Genomic DNA, 16518 nt, shown 5'->3' with positions numbered 1-16518 from the left:
TGATCAGGCTCTTGACAGGCACAATGACGGCATGAACAGGGACAAACGAACCCGTGACCTCGCGTTGATCGCGACCTTCGCCGGTCTGGTCGGCGCCATGGGCCTGGTGCCGGGAGTGTCGCCGTTCGGGTTCCCGGTGCCGGTCACCGTGCAGACACTGGGCGTGATGATCACCGGCGCGGTCCTCGGCGGCCGCCGCGGTGGACTCTCGATGCTGCTCTTCCTGGCGCTCGTCGCTCTCGGCTTGCCGCTGCTGTCCGGGGGCCGAGGTGGGCTGGCTGTGTTCACCGGACCGAGCGCGGGCTACGTGATCGGGTTCCCGGTCGCCGCGTTCGTGATCGGCAGCCTCGTGTACCGGTTCGGAGCGCCGTACCGGATGTGGCTGGGACTGCCGAGCATCGTCTTCGGCGGGATCGTGGTGCTGTACTGCATCGGCATCCCGGTCACCGCGTGGCGCGCGCACCTCGACCTCGGTACGGCGATCACCGGGAGCGCGTTCTTCCTGATCGGGGACAGCGTGAAGGCGGTCATCGCGACTGTCGTCGCCGACGCCGTCCATCGCGCCGTACCGGATCTGCTGCCGCGGCGTCAGTCGTCGAAGCCGCGCGCGATCAAAGCCTCGGCCAATCCGTCGGCCTGACGGAGCGAGCGGACAACCAGCGGTACGGCGAACGCTCGCAGGCTGAAGCCGAGTCCGCGGGCCAGCTGGGCTTCTCGGACATCGCGGGCCAGGTCGAGGACGACGGCGACCGAACGGATGCCGAGGGCAAGGGCGATCCCGAAACGCTCGGGGTCGACGCCTACTCGCTTTAGCGGCCGGGCACATCTGACTGCGAGGTCGAGCAGGTCGGTCGTGCGCGTCGTACTGCTGATCACGCCCGCGAGGATGAGGAGCGCGGCCAGACCGCCGGCGACGTGGAAGGCGGTCGCTGGGCCGTCGGTCAACCATTGGTAGCCGCCGAGCAGTACGACGATGAGCAGGTAGGCCTTCCACTGTCTGGTGAGGATTCGGCGGGGAACGCGGGCGACGATGGTGGCGATGACCGCGAGGGTGAGCGCGGCTGCGGTCAACCATGGGTCGTCGAGGACGACGGTTGCGATCGAGACCACGGCCAGCGCTAGCACCTTCGAAACGGCTCTCGTTCGGTGCAGGATCGACGTACCGGGGACGTACGTCATCAGGTCGCTCATTGTGCGAGGTCCCGGTACGCCGTGCGGGCCTGATCCGGCTCGTCGTCGCAGACGAGGCGGCCGTTGTCGAAGACGAGTGTGCGGTCGAACCCGTCGAGCAGGTGCAGGTGGTGGGTCACCAGGATCACTTGCAGGTCAAGGCGTTCGATCTCGTGGCGGATCCGTCGTTCGTTGCTCAGGTCAAGGAGTGTGGTCGGCTCGTCGAGTACCAGGACCTCGGGTTCGGTGACGATGACGGAGGCTAGGGCGAGCAGTTGCTTCTGGCCACCGGACAACGTGTGCGCGGGCCGATCCTTCAACTGGGACAGGCCGTAGGTGGCGAGGACATCGTTGACGCGCTGATGCACTTCGGTCTTGGACAAGTGCAGCCGACGGAGGCCGAAGGCAACATCTTCGGCAACCGTCGGCATCACGATCTGCGAGTCCGGATTCGTGAAACAGAAGCCGACCTTGCGGCGGATCCGGCGCGCCTGGTTCGCCGTACTGTCACCGTCGACCCGTACGGTTCCGGTCTCCGGAACGACCAGCCCGTTGATCATCCGCACGAAGGTCGACTTACCCGAGCCGTTGGCGCCGATGATGCCGATGCGGCGTTCGTGGAGTTCGACGGTGATGTCTTGGAGCACGGGCTCGCCGTCGCCGAACGCGTGCGTCACCTCGGCGAATTCGATCAGCGGCATGCTTCGACCAGAATCGCCGTACCTTGGCCACCACCGGCAGCAATCGCCGCCACGCCGTACCGGCCGCTCTGCTGGGTGATGAGCTGACTGAACAACCGCACCGCAAGTACGGCGCCACTCGCACCCCACGGATGCCCGAGCGCCAACGCGCCACCTTGCGCGCAGACGCGCTCGTCGGGGAGTCCTAGCACGTCGCAACACGCAAGCACTTGACCGGCGAAAGCTTCGTTGAACTCCCAGACGTCGATCTGCTCGATGGTGAGACCCGTTGCCTTGAGCACCCGTTGCACAGCCGGCACCAACCCAAGCCCGGGTGTCGTCGGATCGACTCCGGCAGAGGCCGCCGCCAGCACCTTGAGCCCGGGGCCAGTATGGGACAGCGCTACCACGGCGGCCCCATCGTTGATCCCGCACGAGTTCCCCGCGGTCACCGTGCCGCCAGCCCGAAACACCGCCGGCAACTTCGCCAACCGCTGGGCAGTCAGTCCGCCCCTGATCCGCTCATCAATCGTCTGCCCGCCAACCGGCACGATCTCGTCATCAAACGCCCCCGCCACTTGCGCCGCCGCGGCCCGCTCATGCGACCGAGCGGCGTACTCGTCCTGACGCTCCCGCGTGATCCCATGCAACTCAGCCAACAGGTCAGCAGCCAACCCCATCTCGGGATCCCGATCCGCGGGCGCGAACGGTGCACGCTCGTACCGCACCGGCTCCGCCTCCCCCACCGGCGGCCAGAACCGCCAAGGCGCAGTAGAAGCACTCTCCACTCCACCCACCAACACAAACCCACCCTCGGTGGCCGCGGAGTCAACCCCGGTCGCGCCGCTTCCGCCGTGACCACCATCCGCGTGCGCCGCGGCCGCGAGTTGGATTGCGGCTAGGCCGCTGGCGCATTGGCGGTCGACGGTGATCGCCGGCACGTGGTTGGCGATGCCTGCTGTTAGGGCGGCTACTCGGGCGACGTTGCCGCCCGGTCCCATGCAGTTGCCTAGGACAACGTCTTCGATCTGGTCGGCGGGGAGTCTTCGGGTCAGCTCCTTCAGCACCGCGGCGCCGAGGTCGGCAGCGGTGAGGTCGCGGAACGCCTTACCTGCGGTGCCGATCGGCGTCCGGAGTGCGTGGGCGATGAACACGTCAGACACGCGCCAACCTCGCTCGATCGATCTTCCCGCCGGGCGTCAGCGGCAATTCGTCGACGACTCGCCAGTGGCGCGGGCGGTGGGACGGCGGCAGGTGTTCGCGCGCGTACTCCCGCAGCGTCGCCACGTCCGCCTCCGCGACAACCGCAACCGCGAGCACTTCGCCGAGAACTGCGTGCGGTACTCCGTAGACGACTACCGGTCCCTGGGCGACACTCGCGAGCCGTTCCTCGACCTCGGCGATTACCACGGTCGCACCGGCTGTCGTGACCGCGCCGGGGCGGCCGAGCACACAGAGCGTCGTACCGGACCAGCGGCCGCGATCACCCACCGTCGCCCAGCCCTCCGAGTCGGTTCGCAACGGGCCGGCGGCGCCGTCGGCGTACCCGAGGCAGATGTATGGCGACCGCACCCAGATCTCGCCGTCCCGGAGGTCGACCTCGACCCCGTCGAACGGGCGCAGATCATCCGCATGACTGCCAGCGGCAACAAACGACAACTCAGCAGCACCGTAGTAATGCACCACATTCGCCGCCGCCGACCGCCGCGCCAACCTCGCACCCGCCACACAGATCACTACATCCGACGCCAACTCGCCACCCAGCCGCTCAAGCTGAGCCGGAGTCAGACAAGCATGAGTCGCCTCACCCGGCTCCTCCACCACCCGGGCGCCAACCGCCGCCGCATGAACCGCCGCAAACAGGTTCATCGTCGCGCTCAACGGCCCCGGAACCCACACCGCTGCGCCTGAGCCAACCCCGGTCAACTCCGAGTAAGCCTCAAACGAAGCCCACCACGACTCCGGATCCCGCACCACGAACCGCGGCCGGTCGGTCGTCCCCGACGTACCCAACGCAATCGGCACCCCACGCTCCCGCGCCTCCAGCACCGCCCGCACCGGGTCAGCCGTCGCCAACGGCCGCACCGAAAACCCACCAGTCACGCCCCGACTGTAGTTCCTGACTCCCCGCATCCCCCGAAGGACAGGACGTAGCCGCCCACGTACACCGCCGTCCCCACCTGAGCCGACCCCCTGACCGCCGTTCTCCAGCGGACACCTCCTGTCGATACGCACTTCGTCTCTCCGTGACCGCGATCTACCACAGAGGTGGGGTTGAGGGCCCGGGTGCGCTGGGATGCGGCCGGGAACGTACGGCGGGGGTTGCGCGCCGCCGCGGCCGCCTTACAGAGGAGGTGCGGCTGGGCGAACCTGTGGCTGAGCGGGATGGCGAGGCCGGCGACCGCGCGAGCGTTGCCTGGGGCTGACGGGCTTCGGTTGCGGTTGAAGAAGAGGTTGCCCTGCAGGTAACCGTCGCGGGTGGTTCAGCCGGTGCGGGAAAGGTATCGGGCCCCGGGCGGGCGGTTGGGGGGAGGGTGGCGAAGGTACTGGGCCTCACCGGCGCAAGATGCGCCCCGCACGATCCCTCGCGGCCCAGGGTTCACTCCGCACTCCACGTCCCGGGACGATGTCGGTCCCCCAGAGACTCTTCACGGAAGATCGCTGCCGCTCTGTGGCAGTAGCACTCCGAGGATCGATGAAACCCGACTCCACCCTCTGTCGCTGCAACCCGAGCCCGTCAGTCACACGCAGCCGGCATCCGATCGCCATCTCTCCATCCTCGTCGCAGCAACCAAGCTCGTCAGACACACGCAGCGGGCATCCGATCGCGATCTCTCCATCACGTCTGTCGCAGCAACCCGAGCCCGGGAGGGAGCCGTGCACGGACCGCCGAGTGACAAGCCGTGCACGGACGGCCGGGTGGTTTGGCCGGGCGGGGAGTTGGCCCGGGCGGGTGGTTGGACTGGTGTGGGAGTGCGTCGGGCCTGAGCGGGCCAGGATGCACCCCACACTCCGTCTGCCGAGGCGAATTGGCCTTCGGCGCGGATTCACGGAAGCTCGCTGCCGTTCTGTGGCAGTCACGATCCGCGAAGTGCGGTTTCGCCTTTGGTTGCTGGTGTTTGGGCAACTATTCGTCACATGCGGGCACATATGTTCCACGCAGCTCTTGTACCGCAACCGAAGCCCGTCAGACACAGGCGACGTGCAGGTGGTCGCGGCCTCGCCATCCCGCTCAGCCACAGGCTCGCCCAGCCACACCTCCTTTGTAAGCCGGCCGCAGCGGCGAGGACCCGGCGCCTCGATCCCGGCCGCATGGCAGCGGGCCCCGGTCGCCAACCCCGCGCGGCAGACCACCGCGGCCCGGCCACGACTCCCGCCGTACAGAACGTGGTTAGCGGGTGAGGATGGCGATGGGGACTACTAGGTAGAAGAGGTTGATTGCGACGATGAAGATTCGTTCGGAGAGGCCGAAGAAGCGGCGGCGTAACGGGCGGACTACGAGGGCGACGACTAGGGCGGTTAGGGAGACGAGGGCTATCCAGCGCAGGGCGTTGAGGACTACGAGGTTGTACTGGGCGGTGAAGGTGCTGGTGAGGGTGAAGCTGATGGCGAACCAGGCGATCGCGGCGACGTAGTGGATCCGGCCGATCGCGGTCTGGCGGGCGCCTTCTAGGTCGGTGGGGAGGAAGGGGAGTACGGCGAAGATGGCGGCTAGGAGCAGGAGCCAGATGGTGCCTTGGTCTACGGCTCCGGCGAGGGTTGCCCAGGCTGCTGCCCAGACCCAGGTGGCGGTCGTGGCTAGGCGGCGGGTGGGGCCTACGGCGTAGTCGCTGACGGCGTGTTCGATGGGGTTGTAGTCGCTGCGGACCAGGTGGAGTGCGACGAACAGGCCGAGGCGGATCAGGAACAGGGTGGCGGCAACGGCGGCGAGAGCGGTACTCATGGAGTGCATGGTGCCGCCACCGGCTGACATTTCGATGACACGCTAGGCGAGGTCGTGCATGAAGGCGGTGAGTTCGGTGGCTACGAGTTTGGGTTCTTCGAAGGGCATGAAGTGCCCGCCTGCGGCGGGGGCCAGGTAGCGGCGGATGTCGGTGGCTGCGCGTTCGGCGATCGATCGGGGGAACAGGGGCATGTTCCATTCCTGGCTTTGCGTGACCGCGACCGGTACGGCGATGGTCGGGCGGACCCCGTTGTGCGAACCGTCGTAGTACGGGCGGAACGACGTACCGATGGAGGCGGTCACCCAATAGAGCGTGATGATCGTGCAGAGGTCGTCGCGGGTGAAGCGTGATTCGAGATCGCCGTGGCAGTCGCTCCAGGCTCGGAGTTTGTCGATGATGAAGGCGGCCAGCCCGGACGGTGAATCCAGCAGTGCCGCGGCGACCGTGTCAGGCCGGGTGCCGATGATCGCACCGTAGCCGCCGTCCTCCTCGCCGCGTTCGTCGTCCGAGTCGAGCCACACCTGCTCGGCCTCGGTGATCGGCTCAGCGAAGTCCGCCGGGAACGGGCCGTGGATGACATGGATCCCCGCGACCTGGTTGGGGTACATCGTCGCGAGCCACCCGCACACCGAGCCGCCGATGTCGCCGCCGAAGGCGAAGTAGCGTTCGTACCCGAGGGTTTCCGTCATCAGCCGGTGGTACCGCTCGGCGATCGCGGCCTTCGTGGTCGGTCCGTCGGTCGGCGTCGACCACAGGAACCCAGGCAGGGAAGGGATCACCACGTCGACGTCGAGCAGGTCGGCCAGCGGCAACAGCTCGGCGAACGTGCTCGGCCAACCATGAGTGAGCAGGACCGGAGGCCGCGTCGGATCGCGCCGGATGTGGACGAAGTGGGTGCCGTCCACGATGTACTGCGGGTATTCGTTCAACCGCGCCTCGGCCGCCCGCCAGTCGAACTCGTCGGCCCAGTAGGAGACGAGCGAGCGCAGGTAGTCCGGATCGACGCCGGCGTCCCAGTCCTTCGCAGTCGGTACGGCGAATCGCGTCCGCCGGAGTCGTGACCGGAGATCGTCGAGTTCGGACTCGGGTACGGCGATCGTGAAGGGGTTCATAGGGTTACTCCCTGTCCGCGCACCAGCGGGAACGCGTTGAGCTGCAACTGCACGGGTCGCGCATCCGCAGACGATTGGGCTTGGAGGCGACGAGCGACGACACCGTCGATTTCGGCGACAAGCTCACGCAGTTCGTCGGCGGTGAGTCGCAGGTTGACGGTGTCGAACGACGCAACGTCGAGCCACTCCGGCCCGAACACTTCCTCGCCGCGCGACCGGAACTCGCGGACGGTGTCATCCCGGCGGCTCATCCACTCCTGGTCGATCAGCTCGGTGGCGAGCCGCTCGGCACTGCCCTCCGGCTGCCGATGGGCGTCCGGCAGGGTGATCGAGCCCGGCGCCCGCTTCCACCAGCGCTCTCGCGCCGTACCGCGCCCGACGTCCTCGGCGACGAGCCCCTGCTTCTCCAGTTGGCGAAGGTGGTAGCTGGTGGCGCCGCTCGACTCACCGAGCCGCTCCCCCAACCCACTCGCCGTCAGCGGCCCGTACATCGACAGCTCATCGAGAATCCGCACTCGGAGCGGATGCGCGAGCGCCCGCAACGCCGCCGTACCCAAAGCCGGCGCCCTCGTGAATTCCTCCTGCATGATGCAAAGGTAGCTTTGCAAAGCTTTCTTTGCAACAAGATTACTGCGTGAGCAGCTGCTCGCGGTCGAGCCAGGCCTGCTCCCAGCGGCGGGTGAGCGCGGGGTAGATGACGAGATAGCGGAACGGCGCGATCGCGGCCATGTAGCGCCGCCCGAACGACCCGTTGGGTTTGACCAGCACGGCCATCCGCAGCTCGTAATCACCCTGCGATCCCTGGACCCAGCCGAGGTGCATGAGGGCGTGCACGGTCTTGTTCGCGATCTCGAGCGCAGCCTCCCGCTCCAGCGCGTACACCGGCTTGAGCGGCAGGCGATCGTCGTCGAGCTCGGTCGAAGTGGCGGGGAGATCACTCGGCAACCGATCGCGCAGCGAGGCGATCCGACTGTTGAGACCCGCGGCCGGCTTGTCCCAGCCGAACAGCTCACCGACCTTCCAGCGGAAGGCGAACAGGAACTTGGCCACCCCGGGCTGGTTATCGATTCCCCCGGCCGCCCGCATCGCGGCGAGCATGACGGGGAAGTCGTCCGGCCCTGCGCCCGGCGTACGGAAGGACCACACATCCTCGACCGTGAAGTCGCTCGCGAGCTCGTGGATCCGCCAGTTCAGCTCGGTGTGAGCGCTCGTTTCGAGTCGCGCCATGACTCCGCCTTCCATTTATACGTCGCCGTACAATTGATCTGTACGGTAACGTACAACTTGGCCGTCATCAATGGAGGAGGACCGATTCCCGCCGTCGCCCGGACTCCGCGAACCCGCTGGATCGAAGCCGGTCTGACCGCACTGGCCCGGGGCGGACCTGACGCCGTCCGCGTCGAGGTACTGGCCGCGGACCTCGGTGTCACCAAGGGCGGTTTCTACGGGTACTTCAACGGCCGGGCTGCGCTGCTCGACGAGATGCTCGACGAGTGGGAGCGCCGCTGTACTCGCGAGGTTCTGCTGCACGTCGAGGCCGAGGGCGGCGATGCGGCCACCCGGATTCGACGCGCCGGTCAGCTGACCTTCTCCGAGGACGTCCACCAGATCGACCTCGCCGTCCGCGCTTGGGCACGCCATGACGAGGCGGTGGCGGAGCGACTTCGCCGGATCGACACCGAGCGGATGGACTTCCTGCGCACGATGTTCGGGTCGTTCATCAGTGACCCGGACGAGGTCGAGGCGCGCAGCATCCTCGCGTTCACACTGGCCATCGGCCGGCACTTCATCGCGTTCGACCACCCCGGCCGGACGCGCGCCGAGACGGTCAAGCTAGCCGGGGAGTATCTCCTCAGTGCACCTGGAGACCGTCCAGCAGCAACGTGATCAGGCGCCGCGGGTCGTAGGCGGTGTCACCTTCGCGGCCGATGCAGAGATTCCCGATGCCGCGCATCAGCTCGTAGGCCTGGATGTCGGAGTCGATCTCGCCGGCCTCGGAGGCGGCCGCGAGTAGCTCGGTGCAGATCGGCAGCAGGCGCTCGAGGAAGTAGACATGCAGGGCTTCGAAGCCACTGCTGTCCGACTGCATTGCGTGCGCGAGGCCGTGCTTCGTGACCAGGAAGTCCACGAAGAGATCGACCCATTGCCGCAGCGCTTCCAACGGCGAGTCGAGGTCGGCCAGCAGCCGCGGGCCGGCCCCGGCGCACTCCTCGACCTGGTGCCGATAGACCGCAACCACCAGATCCGCGCGCGTCGGGAAGTTCCGGTAGATCGTCCCGGTGCCGATGCCGGCCTGGGCCGCGATCTCCCGGATCGGCGCATCGACGCCGGAGACCAGGAACACCTCAGCCGCCGCGGTCAGCAGCTTCTGCTCATTCCGCAGCGCATCGGACCGCCTACTCCGACCGGCCTCCATCACCCAACTCCCTTCAGCCAGGACAACCGGAACGACGTCCCACTTGATAACCGGAACAACGTTCCGTATCGTAAGTGGAACAACGTCCCGGTTCTCACTTTAGTGCATCGAAGGAAGCGATATGAGCACGCCCGTCATCTCCTACAGCCCGGTGATCCTGTCTGTCCCCGGCCGGCCCGTCGACCTGGAGGTCCGCGTCACTGCACCCGCGACCGGTACCGATCTGCCGGTCATCCTGCTGTCGCACGGCCACGGTTTCGCGAACAACCTGTCCTCGCTGAACGGCTATGCCCCGCTCGCCAACGACTGGGCCGCGCGCGGCTTCGTCGTCATCCAGCCGACTCACCTCAGCTCGCGGACGCTGACCAACGCGGTCGGCGATGCGCCCGGAGCGCCGTACTTCTGGCGATCGCGCGCCGAGGACATGTCCCAGATCCTCGACCAGTTCGATCTCGTCGAGAACGCCGTACCGCAGCTCGCCGGTCGGGTGAACCGCGAACAGATTGCCGTGGCCGGTCACTCCCTCGGCGGTTTCACCACCACTCAGTTGCTCGGGGCCCGCATCACCGACCCCGAGACCGGCGAGATCGCGGACCTGCGCGAGCCGCGGATCAAGCAGGGCATCGTCCTGGCCGCGCCCGGCCGCGGCGACGTACTGAACGGCCCGATGGCGGACGCCATCGACTTCGCGCGGACGATCGACTTCAGCACGATGACGACGCCGGCCCTGGTGGTCGTCGCGACAAGGACGACTCGCAACACTTCACCGACCTGGGCCCCGACTGGCACGCCGACCCGTACCACCTCGCCCCGGCGCCCAAGACCCTCCTCACCGTCTTCGGCGCCGAGCATCTCCTCGGCGGCATCCAGGGGTACGACGCCGCTGAGACCACCGACGAGGATCCGCAGCGAGTCGCCGCCATCGCCCGCCTCACCGCCGCCTACCTCCACACGCAGTTCAACCCCGCCAACACCGCGTGGCAAGAGGCCTCGGAGGAGCTGGCCGCACTCGCGGGCACCGAGTCCAAGTAGCGAGGACAGGATCGGCACCGGGAGCCGACAATTTCCTGACATTCGGTCGGCATCGTGGCGGGCATGACGACCAGAAGACTGTTGCAGTGGGCACCGATGGTGCTGGTGGTGGTGTTGGCGGCCGGATGTTCGGCCTCGAAGGCGGACACGCAGGCGCACACCACCAATGCGCCGGATGTCGCGACGCTCGTGACGCCGACACCCGGCAAGAGCAGTAGCACCAAGGCGACTCCGAAGGACCCGGACGCCGGCCGTGTCCGGGAGCGGATCGACATGACCGATGCGGATCGCCGGCGGTTGCTCGAGCCGTATCTGCAATGCATGAAGGACAACGGGATCGATGTCCTCGCGCAGCGGAAGGAGGCCGGCGTACTGGGTAGTGGGCCGACCACGAACCCGCAGAAGGCGAAGACGGCCGGCAAGGTCTGCGAGCCGAAGCTGCCACTGCCTGCCTGGGAGGTCGACGCCAACAACCCGGATGCGCTGGACTTCGGCCGCAAGGTCGTGCAGTGCCTCAAGGACAAGGGCGTCAAGTACGTCGAGCTGTCCAAGGACACGTCGTCCGGCATCGTCGGCCCGGCGCTCGGCGGCAAGAACAACGACATGCAGTCCATCACCAAGGGCATGGACCTGATGCCGGAATGCCAGCGCGAGGTGGCCGGCAAGTGAGCTCTCGGCGACGCATGGTACTGCGCCGTTTTCTCTTGGCTGTCGTGGCACTAGCCGTGGTTGGCGGCGGCGGTCTGGCCGGCTTCCGGTACGTCGATCGCCCGGAGAAGGCGGTCGCCGCGAATGGCCCTGATCCGGCGCAGACGGTGGAGATCACCCGGACCGATCTGTCCCAGGCCAAGGAGGTCACCGGGCAGCTCGGGTACGGCGGCAGTTCGACCATCAAGAGTCATGCCACCGGCACGATCACGTGGTTGCCCAAGGCAAACACCGTGGTGGACCGCGGGGACGCGTTGTTCCGGGTGGACAACAAACCGGTGACACTGTTCTTCGGATCCACGCCGCTCTTCCGGACGATCGGCACCGGTGCAGGGAGTCCGCCGCCCACCACGCCACCGACTTCGCCGCCGACTTCGCCAAGTACACCGCCCAGCGCGCCGCCTTCTGAGCCGCTCGAGGGACCCGACATCCGCGTGGTCAAGGAGAACCTCACGGCACTCGGTTTCTTGCCCACGACGACGACCGACAAGCTCACTCCCGCCACCACCAAGGCGATCAAGAAGTGGCAGAAGGCAACAGACCAGCAGCCGACCGGCGCAGCGTCGGCACGGACGCCACCGCTCCGCCCGATGACGGCAATCCATCCGACAGCGGCAAGAAGCCGCAGCTGATCGCGACGATCGCCCTCGACCAGCAGGCCGCGAGCAAAGGTGTCGACACCGGCCCGGTGCAGGTCACTGTGCCCGGTCCCAGTCGCAAAGACGTCCTCGTCGTACCGGTGGCTGCGCTGCTCGCGCTGCGCGAGGGTGGGTACGCCGTCCAGGTGGTGAACGGTACGACGACCTCGCTGGTCGGCGTCCAGACCGGAATGTTTGCCGATGGCAACGTCGAGATCACCGGGACGGGTCTGCAGGCGGGTCAGAAGGTCGTGACCACCTCATGACCGCGGTCGTCGAACTCACCCATGCGGTCAAGGAGTACCCCGGTGGAGTCCGCGCCCTGGACGACGTTTCGCTAGTCATCGCCAAGGGCGAACTCATCGCGATCGTCGGCCCATCCGGTTCCGGGAAGTCGACGTTGCTCAACCTGATGGGCACGCTCGACCGTCCCACCGAAGGGACGGTCGCGATCAGCGGCCACGACGTGGCCGGCCTGTCCGATCGCGAGTTGTCCGCCCTGCGCGGTCGCTCGATCGGCTTCGTCTTCCAGCAGTTCCACCTCTCCGACGGTCACACCGCGACCGAGAACGTCGCCACCGGACTCCTGTACGCCGGTACGCCGCGGCGCGCGCGGAAACCACTAGCACTCGAAGCACTCGCCAAAGTCGGTCTGTCCCACCGAGCCGACCACCGCCCGCACCAGCTCTCCGGCGGTGAGCGCCAACGAGTCGCCATCGCGCGAGCCCTGGTCAACAACCCGTCGATCGTGCTGGCCGACGAACCAACCGGCGCCCTGGACACCGCCAACGGCCTCGCCGTCCTCGACCTGCTGACGCAGCTCCACGCAGCCGGTACGACGATCGCCGTCATCACCCACGACCGCGAGATCGCCGCCCAGCTCCCCCGCCAAGTCGAGATGCGCGACGGCCAGGTGGTAACCGCATGACCGCACGCAGACCCGAGCTCACCCGACCCGTCCGCCTGGCGCTGTCCGATCTACTGCTGCTCGGCCTCACCCGGGTCCGCACCAGACCGCTGCGCGCCGCCCTATCCGCCCTCGGCATCTCCATCGGCATCGCCACCATGATCGTCGTGACCGGAATCCCAGCCTCCAGCCAGCAGGCGGTACTCGACGAACTGTCGACCCTCGGACCCGACCTGCTCCGGGCGGCCGCCGTACCGGATGCGACCGACAAGAGCGGCGCTCCCGCCGGGCTTCCGGTCGAGGCGGTAGGCATGGCCGGCCGGATCGGACCGGTACAGGACGTCAGCGGCGTGGCCAACGTGCACGCGAGCGTACGGCGTTCCGACAAGATCGACGCGACCACCAACAGCAGCGGGATCACCGTCCTGGCCGGTACCCCCAACCTAATAAACCTGCTCAGCGCCAAGATGTACTCCGGCAAGTTCCTGTCCCCCGCGACCGACCAGTTCCCCACCGTCGTACTCGGCGCGAAAGCCGCTACCTGGCTGGGAATCACCAGCCTGCCCGCCGGGCAAGCGCTCCCCCGGATCCTGCTCAACGACACCTGGTTCACCGTGATCGGCGTACTCGCAGACTCCCCGCTCGCACCGGATGTCGCGCAATCCGTGCTGATCGGGTGGGACGCCGCCAAGACCAACCTCGGTTTCGACGGGCGACCATCGGTGGTCTACGTCCGGTCCACCGACACCGCGGTCGAGGACGTCCGCGCCGTACTCGGCCGCACGCTCAGCCCCGAACAGCCCGGCCTGGTTCAGATCAGCCGGCCATCCGAAGCACTCGCCGCGAAACGCATCACCCAGAACGCCTTCTCCACACTGTTCCTCGGCCTGGCCGGGGTCGCGCTCTTGGTCGGCGGCATCGGGGTCGCGAACACGATGGTGATCTCCGTGCTCGAACGCCGCCGCGAGATCGGCCTGCGCCGCGCACTCGGCGCCAACCGGCGCCAGATCCGCGGCCAGTTTCTGACCGAGTCCGTCGTACTGTGCGCGATCGGTGGTCTGATGGGCGCGGTCCTCGGGGTGATCGGCGTGATCGGGTACGCCGAATCGCAGGACTGGCCCGTGGTGATCCCGGCCTCCGCACTGCTCACCGGCCTGGCCGCATCGATCTCGGTCGGCGTGCTGGCGGGGGTCTATCCGGCCGTCCGCGCATCGTTGCTCACGCCAACAGAAGCGCTGGCCTCGGATTGAGACGGCATATAGTCGACGGCATGGGTGCGCAGGTCGTGCTGGCCGAGGATGACGAGAAGCAGGCCGAGCTGGTACGGCGCTATCTCGAGCGGGAGAACCACACGGTGATCGTCGTGACCGACGGCCGATCCGCTCTGGAGGAGGTACGGCGGCGGCAGCCTGATCTCCTGGTTCTCGACGTGATGCTGCCCGGCGTGGACGGGCTCGACGTGTGCCGGATCCTGCGGCGCGAGTCCGATATTCCCGTGCTGATGCTGACCGCGCGGACCGAGGAGGACGACATGCTGCTCGGCCTCGACCTTGGCGCGGACGACTACATGACCAAGCCGTTCAGTCCGCGCGAACTGGCCGCGCGCGTGCGCACCCTGCTCCGCCGTACCAGGGTCCCTGCGGCCGCTGAGCCCAGCACGTTGCTGCAGGTCGGCGAAATCGCGGTGGATCTCGAGCGGCACGAATTGTTTGCCGACGGCACCAAAATCACCTGTACGCCAGGAGAGTTCCGCCTGATCGCGACGATGGCCGCGCGACCGCACCGGGTCTTCACCCGCGCCCAACTGCTGGAGAACATGCACGGGATCGACCAGTACATCACCACCCGCACGATCGACACCCACGTGCTGAACCTGCGGAAGAAGATCGAGCCGGACCCGCGCCGGCCGGTGCGGCTGCTGACGGTCTACGGGGTCGGCTACAAGCTGACCGACGGCTGACATGGCCGCTCGGCGAAGCATTCTGGTCCGCTTACTGGCTGGTGCCGTCCTGATCGCGCTCTGCTCGATCGCCGCGACGGCCTGGCTGGCGGCCCGCAGTACGACGGTCGCGATCCAGGAACAGCAGGGCCAGGCGCTCGCCGACGACGCGAAGATCTACAACACCCTGCTCGAGTACGCCGCGACGCACCGGACCTGGCAAGGTGTCGACCCGTTGCTCACCAAACTCGGCAAGGACACCGGCCGGCAGATCAGCCTGTCCCTCCGCGATCACACACCGATCGCCGGCAAGCCGGTCCCGGACACGAGGAAGCCGTCGGCATTCATCGATCCGCTCCGCCTCGACCCCAACCTGGTCGCCGCGGAGGGCGGCGGTGACCTGATCGATCCGCGAGTGGCCGGTCCGTTCGCACTGACGCCGGCGCAGCGGACGGCGTACAACGCGGTGGCGAAGGAGGTCCTGGAGTGCGTTCAGGGACGCACCGGCCAGGGCAGGATCGAGGTGGGATCAACCGGCCGGCCCGAGATCCTGGATGCCCCGGAGGCAACGGTGGCTGGTTGCCAAGGCGACCGCCTCGCCCTCATCGAGCCGCCCCAACTGAAGGCCTACGATCAGTTGCAGAAGGACGTCACCCGCTGCCTGAACGCCCGGGGGCCCAAGGCAACGATCAAGCTCGATGCCTACCTGAACTGGTCCATCCCCACCGCCCCGGCACAGGAAGCCCCGGCCGTTGCGCCAGTGCCGCCGACGACCGAGGCCGTCGAGAACTGCTTGACGAACGCACGCCGCGACCTACTCAAGCCGTACGTCGCTCCGTTGGCACTGCTGTTCGTGAGCAGTCAGGGCAGTAGCGCGTCGGCCGAGTTCGACCTGTCGGCGGCCAATCAGAAACGGATCGCCGGAGTCGCGGCCGCGATTCTCGGGATCACTGTGCTGATCGCGGTACTCGGCGGGATCCGGCTGGTGCACCCGCTGCGGGCGTTGACCAAGGCGTCGCGGCAGATGACCAGTGGCGACGAGGAGATCCGGGTCCGGGTTCGCGGTAAGGATGAAATCGGCCAGCTGTCGCTCGCTTTCAATGAGCTCGCCGACAGCCGAGCCAAGACCGAATCGTTGCGCAGGGCAATGGTCAGCGATATCGCGCACGAGCTGCGCACCCCGCTGAGCAACATCCGCGGCTGGCTCGAAGCCGTCGAGGACGGTGTCGCCCAGCCCGATCAGGCCTTCATCGCCTCGCTGTCGGAGGAGGCCGCGCTGCTCCAGCACATCATCGACGACCTCCGTGACCTGGCCACCGCCGACGCCGGCAACCTCCGCATCCACCCCGAACGCGTCTACCTCGGTCTGCTGCTCGAACAGGTCGTCGCCACCTACCTCAGCCAGGCCGAGCACGCCGAGATCACGTTGTCCTCGGCAACCGATGGTGACATCGAGCTGGACGCCGATCCGGTTCGCCTCCGCCAGGCCATCGGCAACCTGGTCGCCAACGCGCTGCGCTTCACCCCCGCCGGCGGTACGGTTCGGATCGACGCCCGCCGCGAAGGCACCGACGTACTGATCGATGTCACCGACACCGGCGCCGGCATCGCGCTCGAAGACCTCCCCAAGGTCTTCGACCGCTTCTGGCGCGCCGAGCAGTCCCGCAACCGCCACACCGGCGGCAGCGGCCTCGGCCTCCCGATCGTCCGCAGCCTCATCGAAGCCCACCACGGCACCACCTCAGTCACCAGCACCCCCGACCAAGGCAGCACCTTCACCCTCCGCCTCCCCACCACCCCGTAGGCCCATTTGGTGGGTGGACCCACCGGCTTGGGGGTTCCCCTACCGGAATCTGGTGTGGGAACCCCCGCTTTGGTGGGTGAACCCCAAGGCCGGTTAGTTAAGGCGGGTTGGGTGGTGTCAAGGGGCGTGTTGAACGTAAAGCAGCGGAGCTCTGTTGGGTAGACAGGT

19 protein-coding genes are annotated in these 16518 nt (G+C 67.5%); 10 read left to right on the top strand and 9 right to left on the bottom strand.

From position 1 onward, the window contains the following. The first annotated feature begins 31 nt into the window (after nucleotides 1-31). Complete coding sequence (locus ACFTSF_RS25975; RefSeq protein ID WP_380156331.1) at nucleotides 32-640, top strand: biotin transporter BioY; 609 nt, start codon at nucleotides 32-34, stop codon at nucleotides 638-640. Here ACFTSF_RS25975 and ACFTSF_RS25970 read toward each other — a convergent pair. The 8 genes from ACFTSF_RS25970 to ACFTSF_RS25935 form a co-directional block, all read right to left on the bottom strand. Next, complete coding sequence (locus tag ACFTSF_RS25970; protein WP_380156329.1) at nucleotides 589-1191, bottom strand: energy-coupling factor transporter transmembrane component T family protein; 603 nt, start codon at nucleotides 1189-1191, stop codon at nucleotides 589-591. The two genes, ACFTSF_RS25975 and ACFTSF_RS25970, sit on opposite strands and share 52 nt — an antisense overlap. Continuing rightward, nucleotides 1188-1871 carry an energy-coupling factor ABC transporter ATP-binding protein gene (locus tag ACFTSF_RS25965; RefSeq protein WP_380156327.1) on the bottom strand — a complete coding sequence of 228 codons (684 nt, stop codon included), beginning with the start codon at nucleotides 1869-1871 and terminating at the stop codon, nucleotides 1188-1190. Before ACFTSF_RS25965 ends, ACFTSF_RS25970 begins: the two co-directional genes overlap by 4 nt. Next, nucleotides 1862-3013, bottom strand: coding sequence for a thiolase family protein (locus ACFTSF_RS25960; protein ID WP_380156325.1), 1152 nt, complete (start codon nucleotides 3011-3013; stop codon nucleotides 1862-1864). The genes ACFTSF_RS25965 and ACFTSF_RS25960 overlap by 10 nt, the downstream gene beginning before the upstream one ends. Next, on the bottom strand, nucleotides 3006-3953 hold the full coding sequence (locus tag ACFTSF_RS25955; RefSeq protein ID WP_380156323.1) for an o-succinylbenzoate--CoA ligase: 948 nt from the start codon (nucleotides 3951-3953) through the stop codon (nucleotides 3006-3008). Before ACFTSF_RS25955 ends, ACFTSF_RS25960 begins: the two co-directional genes overlap by 8 nt. 1288 nt (nucleotides 3954-5241) lie before the next feature. Beyond that, entirely contained in the window at nucleotides 5242-5793 is a 552-nt protein-coding gene (locus ACFTSF_RS25950) for a DUF998 domain-containing protein (RefSeq protein ID WP_380156321.1), read from the bottom strand. 42 nt (nucleotides 5794-5835) lie between these two features. Beyond that, complete coding sequence (locus ACFTSF_RS25945) at nucleotides 5836-6906, bottom strand: epoxide hydrolase family protein (protein WP_380156319.1); 1071 nt, start codon at nucleotides 6904-6906, stop codon at nucleotides 5836-5838. Beyond that, nucleotides 6903-7493, bottom strand: a complete 591-nt coding sequence (locus tag ACFTSF_RS25940; protein ID WP_380156317.1) for a helix-turn-helix domain-containing protein — start codon at nucleotides 7491-7493, stop codon at nucleotides 6903-6905. Before ACFTSF_RS25940 ends, ACFTSF_RS25945 begins: the two co-directional genes overlap by 4 nt. Nucleotides 7494-7533: 40 nt before the next feature. After that, on the bottom strand, nucleotides 7534-8133 hold the full coding sequence (locus tag ACFTSF_RS25935) for a DUF2867 domain-containing protein (protein WP_380156315.1): 600 nt from the start codon (nucleotides 8131-8133) through the stop codon (nucleotides 7534-7536). Nucleotides 8134-8190: 57 nt separating this feature from the next. On the opposite strand from ACFTSF_RS25935, the gene ACFTSF_RS25930 reads away from it, so the two are divergent. Further along, nucleotides 8191-8793: a TetR/AcrR family transcriptional regulator gene (locus tag ACFTSF_RS25930; RefSeq protein WP_380156313.1), complete on the top strand. Its 603-nt coding sequence runs from the start codon at nucleotides 8191-8193 to the stop codon at nucleotides 8791-8793. On the opposite strand, the gene ACFTSF_RS25925 is transcribed toward ACFTSF_RS25930, so the two are convergent. After that, nucleotides 8759-9322, bottom strand: coding sequence for a TetR/AcrR family transcriptional regulator (locus ACFTSF_RS25925; RefSeq protein WP_380156311.1), 564 nt, complete (start codon nucleotides 9320-9322; stop codon nucleotides 8759-8761). The genes ACFTSF_RS25930 and ACFTSF_RS25925 overlap by 35 nt on opposite strands. Before the next feature lie 121 nt (nucleotides 9323-9443). On the opposite strand from ACFTSF_RS25925, the gene ACFTSF_RS25920 reads away from it, so the two are divergent. From ACFTSF_RS25920 to ACFTSF_RS25885, 8 genes are read left to right on the top strand one after another with little or no spacing between them, the layout of a single operon-like run. After that, entirely contained in the window at nucleotides 9444-10421 is a 978-nt protein-coding gene (locus ACFTSF_RS25920) for an alpha/beta hydrolase family protein (RefSeq protein WP_380156309.1), read from the top strand. After that, nucleotides 10418-11023, top strand: a complete 606-nt coding sequence (locus tag ACFTSF_RS25915; protein ID WP_380156307.1) for a hypothetical protein — start codon at nucleotides 10418-10420, stop codon at nucleotides 11021-11023. Before ACFTSF_RS25920 ends, ACFTSF_RS25915 begins: the two co-directional genes overlap by 4 nt. A gap of 44 nt (nucleotides 11024-11067) precedes the next feature. Continuing rightward, nucleotides 11068-11694, top strand: a complete 627-nt coding sequence (locus tag ACFTSF_RS25910) for a peptidoglycan-binding domain-containing protein (protein WP_380156305.1) — start codon at nucleotides 11068-11070, stop codon at nucleotides 11692-11694. Beyond that, a complete protein-coding gene (locus tag ACFTSF_RS25905; RefSeq protein ID WP_380156889.1) occupies nucleotides 11586-11966 on the top strand; it encodes a hypothetical protein in 381 nt (126 codons plus the stop codon). The genes ACFTSF_RS25910 and ACFTSF_RS25905 overlap by 109 nt, the downstream gene beginning before the upstream one ends. Further along, entirely contained in the window at nucleotides 11963-12628 is a 666-nt protein-coding gene (locus ACFTSF_RS25900) for an ABC transporter ATP-binding protein (RefSeq protein WP_380156303.1), read from the top strand. The genes ACFTSF_RS25905 and ACFTSF_RS25900 overlap by 4 nt, the downstream gene beginning before the upstream one ends. Continuing rightward, nucleotides 12625-13857 (top strand): ABC transporter permease, encoded by a 1233-nt coding sequence (locus ACFTSF_RS25895; protein WP_380156301.1) that lies wholly within the window; start codon nucleotides 12625-12627, stop codon nucleotides 13855-13857. The genes ACFTSF_RS25900 and ACFTSF_RS25895 overlap by 4 nt, the downstream gene beginning before the upstream one ends. A gap of 20 nt (nucleotides 13858-13877) precedes the next feature. Beyond that, nucleotides 13878-14567, top strand: a complete 690-nt coding sequence (locus ACFTSF_RS25890; protein WP_380156299.1) for a response regulator — start codon at nucleotides 13878-13880, stop codon at nucleotides 14565-14567. Between the two features lies 1 nt (nucleotide 14568). Then, nucleotides 14569-16350 (top strand): sensor histidine kinase, encoded by a 1782-nt coding sequence (locus ACFTSF_RS25885; protein WP_380156297.1) that lies wholly within the window; start codon nucleotides 14569-14571, stop codon nucleotides 16348-16350. Nucleotides 16351-16518: the final 168 nt, after the last annotated feature.

The organism is Kribbella sp. NPDC056951 (assembly GCF_042674205.1).
Lineage (GTDB): Bacteria > Actinomycetota > Actinomycetes > Propionibacteriales > Kribbellaceae > Kribbella > Kribbella yunnanensis.
This window is presented reverse-complemented; position numbering and strand designations above follow the sequence as displayed.

Bases quoted from the DNA above. Each gene is read 5' to 3' on its own strand.
- ACFTSF_RS25975 (WP_380156331.1), top strand. From the start codon at position 32: ATGAACAGGGACAAACGAACCCGTGACCTCGCGTTGATCGCGACCTTC.
- ACFTSF_RS25970 (WP_380156329.1), bottom strand. From the start codon at position 1,191: ATGAGCGACCTGATGACGTACGTCCCCGGTACGTCGATCCTGCACCGA.
- ACFTSF_RS25965 (WP_380156327.1), bottom strand. From the start codon at position 1,871: ATGCCGCTGATCGAATTCGCCGAGGTGACGCACGCGTTCGGCGACGGC.
- ACFTSF_RS25950 (WP_380156321.1), bottom strand. From the start codon at position 5,793: ATGAGTACCGCTCTCGCCGCCGTTGCCGCCACCCTGTTCCTGATCCGC.
- ACFTSF_RS25945 (WP_380156319.1), bottom strand. From the start codon at position 6,906: ATGAACCCCTTCACGATCGCCGTACCCGAGTCCGAACTCGACGATCTC.
- ACFTSF_RS25940 (WP_380156317.1), bottom strand. From the start codon at position 7,493: ATGCAGGAGGAATTCACGAGGGCGCCGGCTTTGGGTACGGCGGCGTTG.
- ACFTSF_RS25935 (WP_380156315.1), bottom strand. From the start codon at position 8,133: ATGGCGCGACTCGAAACGAGCGCTCACACCGAGCTGAACTGGCGGATC.
- ACFTSF_RS25925 (WP_380156311.1), bottom strand. From the start codon at position 9,322: ATGGAGGCCGGTCGGAGTAGGCGGTCCGATGCGCTGCGGAATGAGCAG.
- ACFTSF_RS25920 (WP_380156309.1), top strand. From the start codon at position 9,444: ATGAGCACGCCCGTCATCTCCTACAGCCCGGTGATCCTGTCTGTCCCC.
- ACFTSF_RS25915 (WP_380156307.1), top strand. From the start codon at position 10,418: ATGACGACCAGAAGACTGTTGCAGTGGGCACCGATGGTGCTGGTGGTG.
- ACFTSF_RS25900 (WP_380156303.1), top strand. From the start codon at position 11,963: ATGACCGCGGTCGTCGAACTCACCCATGCGGTCAAGGAGTACCCCGGT.
- ACFTSF_RS25895 (WP_380156301.1), top strand. From the start codon at position 12,625: ATGACCGCACGCAGACCCGAGCTCACCCGACCCGTCCGCCTGGCGCTG.
- ACFTSF_RS25890 (WP_380156299.1), top strand. From the start codon at position 13,878: ATGGGTGCGCAGGTCGTGCTGGCCGAGGATGACGAGAAGCAGGCCGAG.
- ACFTSF_RS25885 (WP_380156297.1), top strand. From the start codon at position 14,569: ATGGCCGCTCGGCGAAGCATTCTGGTCCGCTTACTGGCTGGTGCCGTC.